16 protein-coding genes are annotated in these 15,865 nt (G+C 64.9%); 8 read left to right on the plus strand and 8 right to left on the minus strand.

The window, feature by feature from the left end:
- Positions 1-16 precede the first annotated feature (16 nt).
- The 6 genes from AC5FRV_RS12335 (at position 17) to AC5FRV_RS12360 (ending at position 7,496) form a co-directional block, all read left to right on the plus strand.
- Complete coding sequence (locus AC5FRV_RS12335; RefSeq protein WP_493561395.1) at positions 17-178, plus strand: hypothetical protein; 162 nt, start codon at positions 17-19, stop codon at positions 176-178.
- A 173-nt stretch (positions 179-351) separates the two neighbouring features.
- Positions 352-3,672, plus strand: coding sequence for a right-handed parallel beta-helix repeat-containing protein (locus AC5FRV_RS12340; RefSeq protein ID WP_493561396.1), 3,321 nt, complete (start codon positions 352-354; stop codon positions 3,670-3,672).
- Between the two features lie 73 nt (positions 3,673-3,745).
- Positions 3,746-4,174, plus strand: coding sequence for a DUF488 domain-containing protein (locus AC5FRV_RS12345; RefSeq protein WP_493561397.1), 429 nt, complete (start codon positions 3,746-3,748; stop codon positions 4,172-4,174).
- A gap of 73 nt (positions 4,175-4,247) precedes the next feature.
- On the plus strand, positions 4,248-5,261 hold the full coding sequence (locus tag AC5FRV_RS12350; protein WP_493561398.1) for an aldo/keto reductase: 1,014 nt from the start codon (positions 4,248-4,250) through the stop codon (positions 5,259-5,261).
- Between the two features lie 209 nt (positions 5,262-5,470).
- A complete protein-coding gene (locus tag AC5FRV_RS12355) occupies positions 5,471-6,979 on the plus strand; it encodes a phosphoenolpyruvate carboxykinase (ATP) (RefSeq protein ID WP_493561399.1) in 1,509 nt (502 codons plus the stop codon).
- A gap of 82 nt (positions 6,980-7,061) precedes the next feature.
- Positions 7,062-7,496, plus strand: a complete 435-nt coding sequence (locus AC5FRV_RS12360) for a VanZ family protein (RefSeq protein WP_493561400.1) — start codon at positions 7,062-7,064, stop codon at positions 7,494-7,496.
- Between the two features lie 37 nt (positions 7,497-7,533).
- Here the strand turns inward: AC5FRV_RS12360 and AC5FRV_RS12365 are convergent, their stop codons facing one another.
- Positions 7,534-7,995, minus strand: coding sequence for an acyltransferase (locus AC5FRV_RS12365; RefSeq protein ID WP_493561401.1), 462 nt, complete (start codon positions 7,993-7,995; stop codon positions 7,534-7,536).
- Positions 7,996-8,030: 35 nt separating this feature from the next.
- Positions 8,031-9,047: an NAD-dependent epimerase/dehydratase family protein gene (locus tag AC5FRV_RS12370; RefSeq protein ID WP_493561402.1), complete on the minus strand. Its 1,017-nt coding sequence runs from the start codon at positions 9,045-9,047 to the stop codon at positions 8,031-8,033.
- 111 nt (positions 9,048-9,158) lie between these two features.
- On the opposite strand from AC5FRV_RS12370, the gene AC5FRV_RS12375 reads away from it, so the two are divergent.
- A complete protein-coding gene (locus AC5FRV_RS12375; protein ID WP_493561403.1) occupies positions 9,159-9,920 on the plus strand; it encodes a sugar phosphate isomerase/epimerase family protein in 762 nt (253 codons plus the stop codon).
- 47 nt (positions 9,921-9,967) lie between these two features.
- On the opposite strand, the gene hemA is transcribed toward AC5FRV_RS12375, so the two are convergent.
- The 3 genes from hemA to ahbB form a co-directional block, all read right to left on the minus strand.
- The gene (gene hemA, locus AC5FRV_RS12380; protein WP_493561404.1) at positions 9,968-11,314 is read right to left on the minus strand and encodes a glutamyl-tRNA reductase; all 1,347 of its coding nucleotides are present in this window, start codon (positions 11,312-11,314) and stop codon (positions 9,968-9,970) included.
- Positions 11,311-11,958, minus strand: coding sequence for a precorrin-2 dehydrogenase/sirohydrochlorin ferrochelatase family protein (locus AC5FRV_RS12385; protein WP_493561405.1), 648 nt, complete (start codon positions 11,956-11,958; stop codon positions 11,311-11,313). The genes hemA and AC5FRV_RS12385 overlap by 4 nt, the downstream gene beginning before the upstream one ends.
- 397 nt (positions 11,959-12,355) lie before the next feature.
- The gene (gene ahbB / locus AC5FRV_RS12390) at positions 12,356-13,432 is read right to left on the minus strand and encodes a siroheme decarboxylase subunit beta (RefSeq protein ID WP_493561406.1); all 1,077 of its coding nucleotides are present in this window, start codon (positions 13,430-13,432) and stop codon (positions 12,356-12,358) included.
- Positions 13,433-13,626: 194 nt separating this feature from the next.
- Here ahbB and AC5FRV_RS12395 point away from each other — a divergent pair, with 194 nt between their 5' ends.
- Entirely contained in the window at positions 13,627-13,905 is a 279-nt protein-coding gene (locus tag AC5FRV_RS12395; RefSeq protein WP_493561407.1) for a DUF7577 domain-containing protein, read from the plus strand.
- A gap of 3 nt (positions 13,906-13,908) precedes the next feature.
- Here the strand turns inward: AC5FRV_RS12395 and AC5FRV_RS12400 are convergent, their stop codons facing one another.
- From AC5FRV_RS12400 to AC5FRV_RS12410, 3 genes are all read right to left on the minus strand, one after another.
- Positions 13,909-14,340 carry a DUF5778 family protein gene (locus tag AC5FRV_RS12400; protein WP_493561408.1) on the minus strand — a complete coding sequence of 144 codons (432 nt, stop codon included), beginning with the start codon at positions 14,338-14,340 and terminating at the stop codon, positions 13,909-13,911.
- A gap of 48 nt (positions 14,341-14,388) precedes the next feature.
- On the minus strand, positions 14,389-15,018 hold the full coding sequence (locus AC5FRV_RS12405) for a hypothetical protein (RefSeq protein WP_493561409.1): 630 nt from the start codon (positions 15,016-15,018) through the stop codon (positions 14,389-14,391).
- 163 nt (positions 15,019-15,181) lie between these two features.
- Positions 15,182-15,835, minus strand: a complete 654-nt coding sequence (locus tag AC5FRV_RS12410; RefSeq protein WP_493561410.1) for a hypothetical protein — start codon at positions 15,833-15,835, stop codon at positions 15,182-15,184.
- Positions 15,836-15,865 lie beyond the last annotated feature (30 nt).

The following is a 15,865-nucleotide window of genomic DNA, read 5'->3' on the forward strand; positions in this document are numbered from 1 at the left end:
GCCCGAATCAACAGATATGTCCACGTCACTCGGCGGCTTCTGGAACGAACTCGAGCCGACGCTGCTGATCGTCGTCGGCTTCGTCCTGTTCGTCATCCCCGAACCGGCGACGTCGACTCTCGGCGTCGGACTGATGCTACTCGGCGCCGCGTGGTGGTTCTACGAGTGGGAGCGGTGAGAATTATCGGACCGGAAACGATCGATTTCCGGGGTCTTCGGTCGAGAGGGCCTCGGAGGACTCGGCACGTGCGCCGATAGTGACGGCCATCGCCAGCGGGTTCGTTGGCAAAGGGCGGGTTATGTGGCGTGCGGTAACACATAACAAAGTAATCGGGCGCCGGGCGTCGAGTTATGGACGGACGCCAGCGACCCCCCGGACGTCGGGTGACGGCGCTGTGGCGTGAACGACCGGTTCGGGCGGTGGTACTGGTCGTCGTGGTCATCGCGAGCGTCGTCACCGCGGGGTTCACCGCGGCGGGCGTTGATCCCGGGGAAGCAAACCCAGCGATGGACGCACAGGGACCGAGCGCACAGATAGCCGGAATAACGTCGTGTACCGTTATCGACGAACCCGGACGGTACGCACTCACGGCAGACATTCGTGAAAGCGGCGCCGACTCCTGTCTGGACGTTCGAACCAGTGACGTCGTCATCGACGGGAACGGATACGTCGTGGACGGCGTCGGTCGCGACGAATCCGCTGGTGTGAGCGTCGCAGGTACACAGGAGACGGCCGAGACTCTAGAGAACGTCACTGTCCGTGACCTGCGCCTGACTGACTGGGGAACGGGCGTCCAGGCCGGCGTGACGATGATGGATGGGCCGGCGGTCACGCTCCAGAACGTTCACGTTCGCGACAGCACCGCTGGAATCCGTCTGGGGGAGGCAGACGGCTCTATACTCGACGAGGTCCGGGTAGCTGCGAGCGGCGACGGGATATACGTCGGTGAGTCGACGGTGACGATGCAGTCGGTCGTCGTGACCGACAACGACGGCTACGGCGTGTTCTTCGGGCAGGGATCGACCGGGTCGTCGCTGACCGATGCACTCGTCAGCGACAACGCCGGCAACGGCATCGTCTTCGACGGCCCGGCGACTGACCTCCCCGTCCGTAACGTAACCGTCAGTGACAACAATGGGTCGGGCATCCTCCTCCGGAGCGACGTCTCGAACGCCACCGTCCGAAACGCCGTCGTCGCGAACAACGAGAACGACGGCATCCGCGTCCTGGGCGGGAGCGGGACCTTCTCGAACGTGACGACCCACGGTAACTACCTGTTCGCCTACAATGCGACGCAAAAGCGAGGCGAAAGCCCTGTCCTCGTCGACGGGTTACACTACCGTGGTCACGACATTTCGTTCGAAACGCAACGTATCGGCGTTCGCTGGCCAACGAACTTCCCGAGTCGTCCTGATGGGGTGGAACTTGCCGGCCATCCGATCTTGATCGAGGGACTCGAGGGTGACGGCTCGGTCCAACTCTCGATGGAGTATGGACGGTTCGGGAACGTCGAATCAGAAAACGACGTCGGTGTCTGGTACCACGCAGAAGGTGGTGAAGGCTGGAACGAGTTGGGGGGTGTCACCGTTGACCTGGAACGGAACCGGGCGACGACCACAGCGGCCCGGAACGGAATCTACGTCCCGCTCGCGTCCGTGAGCGACGGTGGTGGGACTGATTCCGGACCGAGCGCCTCGCTGTTCGAGATCCGATCGACCGACGAGGACAGTGAATTCGCTTACCGGTTCGAAGTGGACGGCACCGTCGAGAAGACGAAACTCGGGCCCGGTCAGATCGCTGCAGACGTGAGCGACGTGGTCGTGCGCGAGGACGGCACCGTCACAGTCGACGGGTCGACCGGTGAGGCCCGCGGTGACGCCTATCTCGTATGGGGCGAGATCACGGACTTCGAAATCGTCAGTCCGCCCGCTGACTACCGGCTGTTCCTTGACGGCGACGACGTCACTGGCGAACGGTCGCCAGGCTCAGGTGAACGACCGGCTGACCCGGGGCGCACCTTTGAGGTTCGGTCGACGAACGAGAACACCGAGTTCTCGTACCGCATCGTCGTCGACGGGAGCGTCGAGAAGACGCAACTCGGCGACGGCGGCATCGCTGCAGACGTCAGCGACGTCATCAGCCGCCAGAACGGGAACGTCGTCGTCGACGGCTCGACTGGCGACGGTGCGGGTGACGCCTATCGAGTTCGGGGCGAGGTCGTGTCCTTCGAGGTGACCACCGGTCCCCGGGACGTCGAACTGTTCTTCGACGGTGCGGATGTTACGGACCGGTTCCTGGACGGCGAGACCCAGTCGCCGGCTCGCACGTTCGAGATACGGACCACGGACGCCGAGGGGTCTATCGCATACCGGTTCGAAGTAGACGGGAGCGCAGAGAAGGCGCAGCTCGGGGACGACGGCATCGCCGCCGATGCGAGCGACGTGATTTCTGAAACAGACGGTGGCACCGTCACCGTCGACGGATCGACTGGTGACGGCGCTGGAGACGCTTACCGGATCCGTGGCGAGATAACCAGCTTCGAGCGCGTCAGCGGACAGGCGGGGGTTCGGCTTTTCCTGGACGGCGAGGACGTGACGGACTGGTTCCTCGCCGACGCCGGCAACGAACTGCCGGGCGACCCGTCCATCGAGTACCTCAACTGCTCTGCGGTGCGAGCCAGCGGCGACTACGCCGAGGTTCGCCTCAGCATCATCCTGAATGCAAACGACGGCGTGGACACGGGGTCGGTCGAGACCTCCAGGGCATTCTTCCTGAACATGACCGACGGGACCGGCGTGTACGACGCCGATGGCGACTGGGGGAGCATCAACGGCTCGGTCGTCAATAGTGCGCGCCTCGTCGACGAGGACGGCGATGAGGTGGCTTCGGCCCCTGTCCCGGAAGGCTGCGTCGAGTCCGTCAAGCCCCGATTCGAACTTGGTGTCGCGGACGTGTCGCCCGCCGGGGACGGAACTCTGGAGGTCACCTTCGAGTACGTGAACGACCACGAGTCCCGGCTGCCGTTCAACGGGCAGTCGCTCCGCGGCAACGCCGCTCCCGGTGCGGAGGACGAACTCCCTGACGAGCTCGCGCCGGGTCGCAACTTGTTTACTGTCCAGTGGACGCCGGAGAGCGAAGACGAACGCTTAACCTGGGTGCTCGACAGTACGCGATGGACCGGCCTCGGCGACACCGTCGAGGTGTCGACCGGTCCCGCGTCGGCGTACGACGTCACCATCACGCAGGCCCAGGTGAGTGCAGTGACGAACGAAACGGCGACCGAGACGAACTCGCCGACGGAAACGGAGTCACCAACGCCGACTGTCTCCCTTACTTCCACTGACACCGCGACCGAAACGTCGACTCCAAACGAGCAGCCCACACCGACGGAGATGCCCACTGACTCACCGACACCTGAGCCTACCGAGGAGCTCACTGATGAGTCGAGCGGCGCGACCCAAGACGACAGCGAGGGGGAAGAGACGACCGAAGAGGACGACACAGAGGCGACCGACGAGGACGACGGGAGCACGGAAGCGGACGGAACTGACGAGGAGAACGCCATGGAGACAGAAACTGTGGCGGAAGACAGCAGTGACGAGGAGACGACCGAGGAGAACGAGGAAGCGGCGACCGAGACGAGCGAGCCAACAACGGACGCGGAGGAATGACGGCTCCGAGACGACCATCTCGGCCAACGTTACCGTCCGGCAGCACTTTGCCTGCGCAGCCGAAGTTTTAGGCGTGACGGGCGAACTCACCGACACGTACGTCGCTGCCATCCAGCACGACCTTGCGGACCTGTCCGAGGGCGCGCGCCGCGTTGGCGTCGTCCGGAAGCCCACGCCCTGGTTCCACGGGGCCGTCGACGAGAATCGGCCGGCGCTGGGCCCGCCGGAGGACCTGCTGGCGGCGTTCCAGGCGCACGAGGAGGAGTTCAAACTGGACGGGATGTGCGACGAGGGTGCGCACAACGCCGCGTGGGAGGAACTCGACTTCGAGGATCGCTACTGCGAGTACATGGAAACCGAGGAGGCCCGATCGGCCGTGGCTGATCTCCGCGAGACCCTCGCCGACGGTACCGACGTCGTCCTGGTCTGTTACGAGAACACCGACCAGAAGCGCTGTCACCGGACGATACTGCGCGAGGAACTCGCGGACGCCCGCGAGTGATGGCCCGGCGACTGCGCTGGCGTGACGCTCGTCCTGAAAAACGACTTTACGGACGCCAGCCCTCCGTTCGATCATGGAGTACACCCGACTCGGTAAGACGGGACTGGAAGTCTCACAGCTCTGCCTGGGCACCTGGCGCTTCGGCAAGGAACACGAAGACAGCGGCGTGATGGAGACCGACCGCGAGTCGGCCCACGAACTGCTGGACGCCTTCGCCGACCGCGGCGGGAACTTCATCGACACGGCCAACGGCTACGGCCAGGGTCGCAGCGAGCAGTGGATCGGCGAGTGGCTCGCCGACCGCGACCGCGAGGACTTCGTTATCGCGTCGAAGTGCTACTGGTCGGACGTCTCGCGCTTCCAGGAGAACCTCTCCCGGAAGAACGTCCGCGCCGAGGTCGAAGGCTCGCTCGACAAGCTCGATACGGACTATCTCGACATTCTCTACCTGCATCGCTTCGACGACGAGACGCCCATCGAGCGCACGCTCCGGACCGTCGACGACCTGGTCAGCGAAGGGAAGGTCCACCACGTTGGCCTCTCGACGGCCGACGCGTGGAAGCTCACGAAGGGGCTCTGGAAGGCCGACGTGAACAACTACGAGCCGTTCACCGTCACCCAGCCGCTGTTCCACGCCGCCTACTACGAGGACGTCGCGGAGTACCTCGACGTCTGTGCCGACCAGAATCTGGCGGTGTGTCCCTACTCGCCGCTGGCCGGCGGCTTCCTGACGGGTAAGTACGAACGCGCGGGCGACGGGACGTACGAACTCGACGCGCCCGAGGACACCCGGGCCGCCCTCGACGACCGGTTCCTGGACTTCTACGTCTCGGAACGGGGCTGGCACGTCCTCGACGAGGTCCGCACAATCGCCGACGAAGTGGACGCGACGCCGGCCCAGGTCGCACTGCGGTGGCTGATGGACCAGCCCGACTTCGACTGCGTCCCCATCGTCGGTGCGCGAACGGTCGACCAGCTCGACGAGAACGTCGGCGCTATCGACGTCGAACTGAGCGACGACCAGTTCGCACGGATCGAAGACGCGCGCTACGACGACTCGGGCGCGCTGTACCAGAGCAGTACGTGAGATATTCGTCGCCGATTTCCGGCCGGCCGCTTCAGTAGCCGGCGTCTACAGCCGACGATGGGCACCGTCAGGAGCCACCTTCGTTCTGGCAGCATTTGCCCACACAATCGTTTACTCGCGGGAGAATAATTTAAAGTATGTCTGATAATGTCCCACATTCCGGAAAATATGCAAAATATATACGGTAGGCCCCCGCAGTAGCTGACACGATGTCAGATCTCGGGATGACGGTGCAGCCACCGGCCGAAACGCTGCCCAACCCCGCCGAGGCGGACAACGTCATCTACAACCCGTCGTTCGACCAGCTCCGCGAGTTCTCGCGCGAGCTCGAAACGACCACGGAGTTCGGCTCCCCGTCGTACGTGAGCGAACACCGGTCGCGCAACGCCGACAGGACGAAGAACGCCGTCGACGACGAGTTCGGCGCCGAGGACTACCGCCACGTCGAGACGGCCTACGACGCGGTCCACGGGGAGGAGATGGTCTGTCTCGACCGACAGCTCGGTCGCCATCCCGAGAACAGCTACGTCTGCCGCCTGTTCGTCCCGAAGGAGTACGGACGGATCGCACTCGCCTGGGCGAAGCTCTTCGAACCGGTCGCAGACGAGGCGAGCGAGCCGGACTTCTACACCGTCCAGCTTCCCGACCACGACGAGGTCGCTATCCGCGTCGTCCCCGACGAGGGGATGACTGCGGTCCTCGGCAGCGACTACACCGGCGAGGCCAAGAAGTCCTTCCTCCGCCTGTTCATGTTCTACGCGAAGGAACAGGGCGGCCTCGGCCTCCACGCCGGTACCAAGCGCGTCGACCTCCAGACCGACGACGGCATGGAGACCGTCGGCCAGGTGTTCCTCGGTCTCTCCGGCACCGGCAAGTCGACGCTGACGGCCCACGGCCTCGGTCTCGAGGAACCCGAGGAGGCGACGATGCTCCAGGACGACGTCTGTGCCCTGCTGCCCGACGGCTCCGTTGCCGGCAGCGAGGGACAGGGCCTGTTCATCAAGACTATCGGCCTCGATTCGGACGAACAGCCAGCCCTCTACGACGCCGCCACCCACGAGTCGGCCGTCCTGGAGAACGTCGACGTCGACGACGACGGTACCGTCGACTTCGACAGCGAGGAGTACACCGCCAACACGCGCGCGGTCATCCAGCGTGACCACCTCTCCTCGGCCGACGACGAGATCGACCTGCCCGAGATCGACCAGGTGTTCTTCATCACCCGGAACCCCGCGATGCCGCCAATCGCGAAGCTCACGCCCGAGGAGGCCGCCGCCGCGTTCATGCTCGGCGAGTCCGTCCAGACCAGCGCCGGCGACCCCTCGAAGGCCGGCGAGTCCATCCGCGTGGTCGGCACCAATCCCTTCATCGTCGGCTCGAAGGGCGAGGAGGGCAACCGCTTCCGCGACCTCATCGCCGACCTCGGCGTGGAGTGTTTCGTCCTCAACACCGGCAGCGTGGGCGACCGCGACGTCGGCGTCGACGACACGGTCACACTACTCCGGGAAGTCTCCCGCGGCACCGTGACCTGGGGTACCGACGACGCCACCGGCCTCGACGTTCCCGAGTCGGTCCCGGGGATGGACGTCGAGCGCTTCGCCGTCGCCGACGCTCTCGACGACCACGAGGACCACGTCGAGCGCCTCCGGAACGAACGCCGCGTCCACCTCTCGAAGTTCGAGGACCTGGCCGACGACATCGAAGACGCCGTCTACTGACCGGCGCCGCACGTTCCCGTTTCTGGTGTCCCTGTCACGCCGTTGCGAACCACTTATTGTCCGACACTCGCGCCGTTGAGCCATGCGCGAGGTTCGCCTGCCGCTGTTGCCGGCCTGGATTCGCTGGTTAGGGGTGGCCACTGTCGCCGGGGTGATCTTCTATCTCTCAGTCATCGCTGCACCCCCCGCGAACCCCATCGTCGAACCGCCGGAACTGATCCCGCTGGACAAGTGGCGCCATTTCCTCGCCTACGCCGCCTTCGGCGGGAGTCTCGCCTACGCGACGACGGACTGGGGCTGGTCGACGCGACGGCTGGTGATCTTCGTCCTCGGTCTCACGGTCCTCTACGGCGTGGGCATCGAAATCTGGCAGTCGTTCGTCCCGGGCCGGTACATGTCGATCGGCGACGCCTACGCCAACGCGCTCGGCGCGGTGCTCGTCAGTCCGTGGTACGTCCTCCGTTCCCGACTATCGTTCGTTCCCATCCGGTCCTGGCTGGATTCGGTTCTGGCGTGAGCCGACGGCTCGTGACGGCCACAGCTGACGGACGTTCTCAGTCGTCGAGCGAGCGTCGCGACTGGGCCGGGGAACTATGGATGACCGTCCCCGCTGGCACATCCTCGGTCACCGTCGCGTTCGCGCCGATGACCGCGTTCTCGCCGATTCGGACGCCGGGCAGGACGACCGCTCCGGCACCCACAAAGGCACCGTCTTCGATCACAACTTCTTCGAAGGTATCGTTCTGAAACTCCATCCCATTTTCCGAGAGGTCGTGCGTTACGCCGGCGACGGTCGCGTTCGGACCGATCTGGACCCGCTCGCCGACGGTGGCGTTCTCGACGTAGACGTTCGCGTTGACGTCGACCGGTCCCGCCAGACGAGATTTCTTGATAGAGGTTCGCTCGTAGATTTGACAGTCGTCGCCTATCTCGGAATCGTGAACGGTCGCGTACTCCCGTATCTCGGCGTCGCCGATGGTCGAATTCTCCACCATCGCGGTGTCGTGGACGGTCATGGCGGCTCCTGCCGCCGGCTCGTGTAAATCAGTTGCTACTCCGTAGTCTCGACAGAATCGAGGAAGGAGTCCGTCGCGTCACGCCAGGCGGCGATGATCTGATCGTCGTTCTCGCTGTCCCAGTCGTCGATTTCGCCCTCGTCCTCCAGCCACTCGATCGTGCGGCGGATCCCGTCCTCGAAGGAAATCGTGTACTCGAAGCCCAGGTCGCGGCGGGCCTTGCCGTTGTCGAACACCGTCGAGAACTGGAAGTGGTCGAGCAGCATGCCGGTCCGGTCGGGGACGGCTTCGGCGAGAATCTCCGTCGGGATGTGGACGAGTTCGGGGTCCGGTGCGTCCATCACGTCCGCGACGGTCCGGTATAACTGCCCCCAGGTGATGTTCTCCTCGCTGGTGACGTGGTAGGCCTCGCCGTAGGCCGTCTCGTTGCCGACGGCGTTGACGAACGCGCGGGCGACGTCGTCTCGGTGACACGACCCCCACAGCGTCTGGCCGTCGCCGTGAACGACGACCGGCTTGCCCTCTCGGATGCGATCGAGGAAGTAGCTCCCTTGCCCCAGCGTGTGGAAGAGGGTACCGCCCTCGCCGTAGGTGCTCCACGGGCGGACGATCGTGGTTTCGAAGTCGCCCCGTTCGTGGGCGGCCATGAAGATGTCCTCGCACTCGGCCTTGTCGGCGCCGTAGTCGCTGACCGGGGGCTCTCGCGGGGCATCTTCCTGCACGGGGTTCGTGTCGAGCGGCCGGTGGTAGACGTCCACCGTCGAGCAGAAGACGAACTGCTCGATCTCGCCACCGAAGACGTCGACGGCTGCTTCGGCCTGGTCCGGCGAGAAACACACCATGTCGACGACGCAGTCGGGGGCGACCTCGTCGCGCGCGTCGGCCAGGTCCGCTCGCTCGTTGCGGTCGCCGTGGACGAACGCCACGGAGTCGGGCACCCTGGCGTCGCTCTCGCCCCGCGTGAAACAGGTCACCTCGTGTTCGGAGTCGGCGAGCTGTCGCGTGATTCCAGTGCTGATGAGGCCCGTGCCGCCGATAATGAGGACGTCCATACACTCGCTGGGTGCGGGCGGGGTAAAGGGTCTATGTCACTGCAGTGAGCGGTTTTTCGACGACCGGCCGATCCGCGACATACTTTTGCGCCGACCCGGCGACGTTCCGACATGGACCGCGACTACGCCGTCGGCGTCCAGAGCGTCGTCTTCCAGGACTACTCGCTCGCCGGTCTGCTGGAGGCATTCGGCGAAACCGGCATCCGACACCTCGAACTCTGGGACCACCACCTCTCGGCCGACGACGACGAGAAGACCATCACCGACGCCACGGCCGCTATCGAGGACGCGGGGATCGACGTCTGCGGCTACGGCGTCGTCGACCTGGACGACGTCGGCCAGGCGCGTCCCCACGTCGCCTTCGCCGACCGCCTGGGGGCCGATTACGTCACCGTCAACTACCCGCCGGACCGGGACGACGTCACCGAGGAGCTGATCGACCTTGCCGAGGAGTTCGGCGTCGACGTCGGCATCCACAACTACTCCTCGGTCCACCACGACGACCTCTCGCAGGTGTTCTCCTCCATCGCGGACGTCCGCGGCGTGCTCGACCGGTACGACCACCCGCGCCTGGGCGTCTGTGTGGACACCGGCCACTTTCTCGTCGAGGACGTCGCGCCCGACGACGTCATCAGGAATCTCGGCGACCGGATCAACGCCGTCCACCTGAAGGACACCTCCGCGGCCGAAGTGGAGGACCTTCCCGGGGCCGGGCGACTCGACCTGCCCTACCTCCTGGCGCTGCTCGACGAGCACGCGGACGTCGACGCGCCGCTCGTCATCGAGTACGAACTGCCAGAAGACCGGGTGATCGAGGCGCTCGAAACGGCCGAGAAGAACGTACGAAGGGCGATAGCGGCCGACGGTGAGTGAGCGGCGAACTGCCGATTCGTCAGCCGGTTCGCTTGCTCGACGCCCGCTCAGTCGTCGCTCAGTTCCTCGAGGACGCCGGCGGGCATCTCCTCGCGCATCCCTTCCGGGATGTCCTCGACGGCCACGCCCTCGGCGAACGACGGCGGGGCCTGGCCGTCACCGTCGGGTCCGAAGTTCGGGTCGAACAGCTGGAGCGCGGTGTGGATGGTCGACCAGTCGTCCTCCTCCGCGGCGTCCCGGAGGCTCCGGGTCGGCGCGGAGAGCAGCTGGGAGACGATGGCGTCGGCCATCGACTCGACGACCTGCTGCTGGTCGCCGTCGAGGTCGAGTTTCCCCAGAGCGGTCTCCAGCTCCTGGGCTTTCACGCGCTCGGCGCTCTCGTACATCGCGGAGATGACGCGGTCGGCGCGCTTTCGCTTGTACTGGGTCAGCAGGTTGTCGAACTCGGCGTCGATCATCGACTCGACGGCGACGGCGGCCTCTCGGCGCTCCTCGCGGGTCTCCTCGGTGACGGTCTCCAGCGCGTCCAGGTCGAGCACGGTGACCTCGGGGAGGTCGTCGACCTCGGGGTGGGCGTCTCGTGGCTGGGCGACGTCGACGACGATGGTCTCCCCGGCGTCCGTGAACGCCTCGGCGTCGACGACGTGGTCGGGGCTGTTCGTCGCCGTGACGACGACGCGGGCCTCTTCGGCGGCCGCGGTCAGTGCGTCGAGGGCGACCGCGCTGGCCTCGACGTCGACGGTGTCGGCGACGTACTCTGCGTTGGGAACCGTTCGGTTGGCGACGATGAGGCGGTCGACCTCCTCGGCGAGGGCCTCGGCGGCAAGCCGTCCCATCTCGCCGGCGCCGACGACGACGCCGGTCGTGCCGTCGAGGGCGACTTCCCTGGCTGCGAGCCGGACCGCCGCGGAGGCCAGCGACAGCGTCCCCTCGTTGATGGCCGTCTCCGAACGGGCGCGCTCGCCGACGTGGAGCGCCTTGGTGATGCCGTCCTCGAGGATGGGCCCGACGCCGTCGACGGCCCGGGCGTCCTCATAGGCGTCCCGGACCTGGCCGAGGATCTGGTCCTCGCCGAGGACGACGGATTCCAGGCCTGCGGCGACCCGCAGCAGGTGGCGCAGGCTCTCCTCGTGACCCATCGACACCGTGACGTCCCCCGGGACGCGGTCGGTGAACAGCGAGAGGGCCTCGCCGGCTGTCTCGTCGTCGCCGACGACGTAGGCCTCGATCCGGTTGCAGGTCTGGAGGACGAACGCCTCCTCGACCCGCGAATCCGCCAGCAGCGCCTTGACGGCGCCGCGCTGGCTGTCCGTGGACGCCGCTTCGAGGTCGTCCATGCTCGAGCGTTCGTGGGAGATGCTCACGCCCGAAATGACGCCAATCCCACGCTTCACGACGAATCACCGGTGTTGTTCGAGATCACGGCCGAAACTACTTGGCTTGGATTAGATCTGCCACTATCTAAAGCCTTCCAAACACGGTCAGATTTGACAACGCGCCTGACGGCCGCGCGGCGCTCCGCTGGCCCCATCCCCTCGTCTCTGAGATCCTGCCGGAGGTCAGCGGTGAGTTCCGCCATCTCGCCCACGCCGGCAAATTCCTCCTCGAACCGCTCCCGGAGGTACTTCGACACCGCCGGACTGGTCCCGTCCGTGGAGACGGCCATCGTCACCGGGCCGTCCTCGACTGTCGCCGGGACGACGACGCTGTTCGCGTCCCGCTCGCCGCTCTGGTCCGTCTGGTTGACGAGGACGCCGCGCTCGTTCGCCGCCACGGCGATGGCCTCGTTCAACGCCCCGTCGTCCGTCGCCGCCACGACCAGCGCGGGGTCCGTCCGGTCGAACCAGCCTCCGACGTCTTCGGCGTCTGGCGCCTCGCGAACGAGCTCCGCGCCGCCGAACTCGACGTCCGCGAACGCCGGGCTGACGACCACGACGTCGGCCTCTTCGGCGAACCGCCGGGCCTTCCGCGCGCCGACGGGCCCCCCGCCGAACACCAGCACCGTCTCGTCCGTGAAGTCGTGGAAGAGCGGAATCACGCTGCCCACCTCGAAATCAATCGCGAACAATCCACCGTGGCGCGCGCTGGCTCGCGTCTCGGCGCGAGCCAACACTGTGCGAGGTCTTCGCGAGCCATCGGCGAGCGAATGGCTCGAAAGACGAGCGAAGCGAGTCTTTCGGTGGACGAACGAGCGAAGCGAGTGAGTCGGCTGGGGAGGGTGTGGCTGTCCTGGGCCGAGTGGGTGGGAATGGAAGGGGCCGCGTCCTCGACGAAGCCCGGCACCCCAAGCACCGCAGGAAGCGAGCGGAGCGAGCGACGAGGAGCGCAGGGTGTGCCGCGCGAGTCGAGGATGCGGGGGCTTCCAGGCTGTTCCCCGTGGTGATTCCCGTCGGCACGTCGCGGTTCACCATCTCCAAGACTCATACTCATCTCTCTCATTCGACCTCTGCCGGATCGATCACGTTCGCTTCGGCGCGTTCGTCCATCCGGATACCGGTCTTCTTGAGGATCTGGGTGGAGAACAGCGAGTCCCAGTCGTCGTCGCCGACGTCCCAGAACTCTTCCATCCGCTCTCGAACCTGCTCGATCCGCTGGTCACTCTCTGCCTCGCTCCGGCCGTGGGTCATCGCGAAGAAGTTGTACGGCCAGACGCCGTCGTGGCGCGGGCGCTCGTAGCAGTGGGTGACGAAGTCGAACGACGCGATGGCGGGCCCCACCTCGTCGACCACGTCGTCGGGGACGTTCCAGACGGTCATGCCGTTCTCCGAGTAGCCCAGCGCGTAGTGGTTGGGCACCACGCCGACGCGGCGGACCTTTCCTTCCTGCTCGAAGCGCTTGATGGTCTCGACGACCCACGACGGATCCTGGCCGATAGCCGACGCTACGTCGGCGTAGGGCGTCTCGGTGATGGGCAGGCCGCCCTGAATCTCCAGCACCAGGTCGAGTTCGTCGGGCGTGAGCCCCCGCCGCTCCGTCGGCGTCACGTCCGGCCCCAGGTCCGACAGGTCGAGACCGTCCGGCAGGTCTTCCAGCGGGCCTTCGACGGGGAACTTCGCCTCGACGCGGAATTCCTGCTGCTTGGGAAGGTTGTACGTCGCTTGACCGGTCTCGTCTTCGATGTCGCCCAGCACCTCGTCGACGCGGTCCTCGTCGGCGACGCTCACGACGAACCAGACGTTGAGGTGGGGGTGCTCGCGCTCGTAGTTGTGGGCCACCTCTGGGTGGTCGTTCACCTGGTCGACGACCTCGTCGAAGCGCTCGGCGGGGGCGTGCATCGCCACCAGCGTCGCCGTGCCGCCGATGGCCTCGGCGTCGATGAGTGCGCCGAAGCGGGAGAGGGTGCCCGCCTCGTCCATCGCGGCGACGCGGTCGACGAGTTCCGACTCGGTGACGTCGATGCCCCCTTCGCGGAGCGCCGCCGCCGCGGGTTCGAACGGCCGCTCTGTGACGGGGAATCCCCCCTGGAAGGCGTTGAGAATACCCCGGTCCACGGGGTCGATATCCTCGGTCATGGGCAATCGTCGGTCCCGGGACGGTATAAGGGCCCCGGCGGCGCGGTCGCCGTGTCGACCGACCGCACGGCCGACGCCGAGATGCTCCGACCACACGGATCCGCGATGGGAGTGTTTGCCCGTTACCTCCAGTCACGTACCACTCGTCCTTCACTCTCGACGAATCAAAATGATTGGCGAGACAACACCTTCGCGTGCTCCCCGACGTCACGCTCGGTGCGAACTTCTTCGTCTACGTCGCCCTGGGCCTCGCCGTCCCGCTGTCCTTCGCCGCGGTGTACCGGGTCGTCGATCGGCTGTCCATCGGCAACTACGTCGACCAGTACCAGACCGTCGCCCCCGAGGCAGGTCGTGGGCTCGAAGCACCGCCGGCCGCAACCAGTTGCGACGAAGAAATCTGTCCGAACTGCGGCGAGCGAAACGATCCAGCCTTCGAGTTCTGCCGGTCCTGTACCGCCCGCGTCGCTGTCTGAATCTCAGCCCTCGACGCTGGTGACGTCGTAGCCCGCATCCTGAACGTCCGCGACGATGCCCTCCTGGTCGGCGCTGGCCTCGTAGTAGAAGATGAGCCGGAAGGCGCCGTCGCGGAGCAGCTGCTGGCACTCCCAGACGAACTCGTCGCCGTCGATGGTCTTGCCCTGGTGCTGGTTCGAGGAGAAGTCCGGGTCGTCGTTGCCCGAGTAGACGTACACGTCCTGTGGGTCGTGGCCCGCGTGCTCCGAGATGACGTCGCCCACTTCCAGCGAAGCCTCCATCATCTCGATATCCTCCTGGCCGTCGTATGTCGTGTGGACGATGACGCCGTTCAACTCGATGTCGCCCGGTTCGAGCAACGCCTTCGTCCGCTGGTAGAGGTCGTTGTCGATGGCGTCGCGGTCGACCGTCTCCCCGTCCTCGCTCGCGGTCATGCGCTGAAATCGACCGGCTAGCCCCATACCTCTCACGATTCTGGCCGACTACGTGAGGTCAGTACCGGTACGCCAGGATGGGATTCCGATGTGATCAGCGACCTCTTCTAACGATGTCCCAGATGTCGGGTGCTTCGAGACGACGAGGACGCTGCCGTCGTCGAGTTCCTCGACGTGTGGTGCAGGGGCTGATATCAGCGTTTCGCGGCCGATGGCCTCGACTTCCCCCGGCGGATAGACGTCGAACCACGAAATGAATTCGCGATCACATGGAGGAACATCGCCATCTGCCACTGGGACAGACGGACCCTGGCCCGGTTCGATACTGTAGACTGCGACCGCGTTCTGTGGCAACAAGCTGTAGATGTCCGTCGAGGATTCGATTAGCCTCCAGAGGTCAGGGGCGTCGTCGAGATCTGCAGTTCCATCGAGTCGGCGTACCTGTACCCGGAATTTTCCAAGGGTACCGCCCGGATATTTGGCCGATTTGTCGTCAAAGACGGCTTTTATCTTAACAGCTCCTCTGCTAAAATGTAGTCTAGAACGTCCCATGATGTCTTCTCCATCTTCGTGCAGTTCGTACTCATCATGTTCTTCGATGAACGTAATTACCTCTTCGGAGGTCGAGTCTTCACTGTCGGGCGGCAGTAGGTATCGCGTTTCGATAGCGTCAGTCATGTGTATCCGAATTTTAGTTCCGACCTGTGGGATGTCTTCGATGTTTTCTATTTTGCTTTGTTTAGTGTCAGGCCTCGCTACTCGGAAAGGACCGGACAGTGGTTGGTCTCCATAAAACGTTAGTAAACTGCGATCAGACGCATAGAGAGTATCGATCAGCTCGTTATTCGTCGAAATCGCTTCGCGAGGCGCGCTCATTGGGGTAGTCTTCCCATGACCGGATGCCGAGGTGTTCCGCGACTTCGTCCAAAGGATCCGGATCCGAATCTTCCGGGTGTTTGGAAACGAGTAGGACGCTTCCATCATCAAACTCTCGGACCCGCGTTGCGGGTGCTGCAAGGAGGTGATCATGCCCGATGGCCTCAACCTCCGAGGGCGGGAAGATATCCAGCCAAGTGAGGAACGCCCGGTCCGTAGGTGGCAAGTCGTCTCCCGACAGCGGCGCGTGCATCGGCTGATGGTTTTCGAGGCTGTAGGTCGCCTTCTCCGAAACCTCTATTTCGTTGTAAATCTCTTTCGTGGTCGCAACGACGGAATCGAAAGCCGCCGACGAATCGACGACGCTTTCCTCGCCGAACGTCCCGGACGGCACGTTGATCTGGACGAGTGTGGTCTCCGGGAATTCGTCCCCGAGTCCGTTAAAGACGAGTATTTTGAACTTGAAGCTATCCCGCGAGACGTTGATGCGCTTTTGCCCGAGCATGTTCTCGCCCTCGTTCCGAACGGTATAGTCACCGTCATCAGAGACAAAGGAGAGAACCTGGTCGTACAAAGCGACGGTCTCGGCTCCTTTTGTTAGGATTACTACGTTCGCCATTTTTGATTCCTAAGATGATCCGAGTAGGGA

The organism is Halomicrobium sp. HArcel3, from assembly GCF_058933135.1.

What these genes read in the sequence shown, in the direction of transcription:
- AC5FRV_RS12335 (WP_493561395.1), top strand. Translation starts at nt 17, where the DNA reads ATGTCCACGTCACTCGGCGGCTTCTGGAACGAACTCGAGCCGACGCTG.
- AC5FRV_RS12340 (WP_493561396.1), top strand. Translation starts at nt 352, where the DNA reads ATGGACGGACGCCAGCGACCCCCCGGACGTCGGGTGACGGCGCTGTGG.
- AC5FRV_RS12350 (WP_493561398.1), top strand. Translation starts at nt 4,248, where the DNA reads ATGGAGTACACCCGACTCGGTAAGACGGGACTGGAAGTCTCACAGCTC.
- AC5FRV_RS12355 (WP_493561399.1), top strand. Translation starts at nt 5,471, where the DNA reads ATGTCAGATCTCGGGATGACGGTGCAGCCACCGGCCGAAACGCTGCCC.
- AC5FRV_RS12360 (WP_493561400.1), top strand. Translation starts at nt 7,062, where the DNA reads ATGCGCGAGGTTCGCCTGCCGCTGTTGCCGGCCTGGATTCGCTGGTTA.
- AC5FRV_RS12365 (WP_493561401.1), bottom strand. Translation starts at nt 7,995, where the DNA reads ATGACCGTCCACGACACCGCGATGGTGGAGAATTCGACCATCGGCGAC.
- AC5FRV_RS12370 (WP_493561402.1), bottom strand. Translation starts at nt 9,047, where the DNA reads ATGGACGTCCTCATTATCGGCGGCACGGGCCTCATCAGCACTGGAATC.
- AC5FRV_RS12375 (WP_493561403.1), top strand. Translation starts at nt 9,159, where the DNA reads ATGGACCGCGACTACGCCGTCGGCGTCCAGAGCGTCGTCTTCCAGGAC.
- ahbB (WP_493561406.1), bottom strand. Translation starts at nt 13,432, where the DNA reads ATGACCGAGGATATCGACCCCGTGGACCGGGGTATTCTCAACGCCTTC.
- AC5FRV_RS12400 (WP_493561408.1), bottom strand. Translation starts at nt 14,340, where the DNA reads ATGACCGCGAGCGAGGACGGGGAGACGGTCGACCGCGACGCCATCGAC.
- AC5FRV_RS12405 (WP_493561409.1), bottom strand. Translation starts at nt 15,018, where the DNA reads ATGACTGACGCTATCGAAACGCGATACCTACTGCCGCCCGACAGTGAA.
- AC5FRV_RS12410 (WP_493561410.1), bottom strand. Translation starts at nt 15,835, where the DNA reads ATGGCGAACGTAGTAATCCTAACAAAAGGAGCCGAGACCGTCGCTTTG.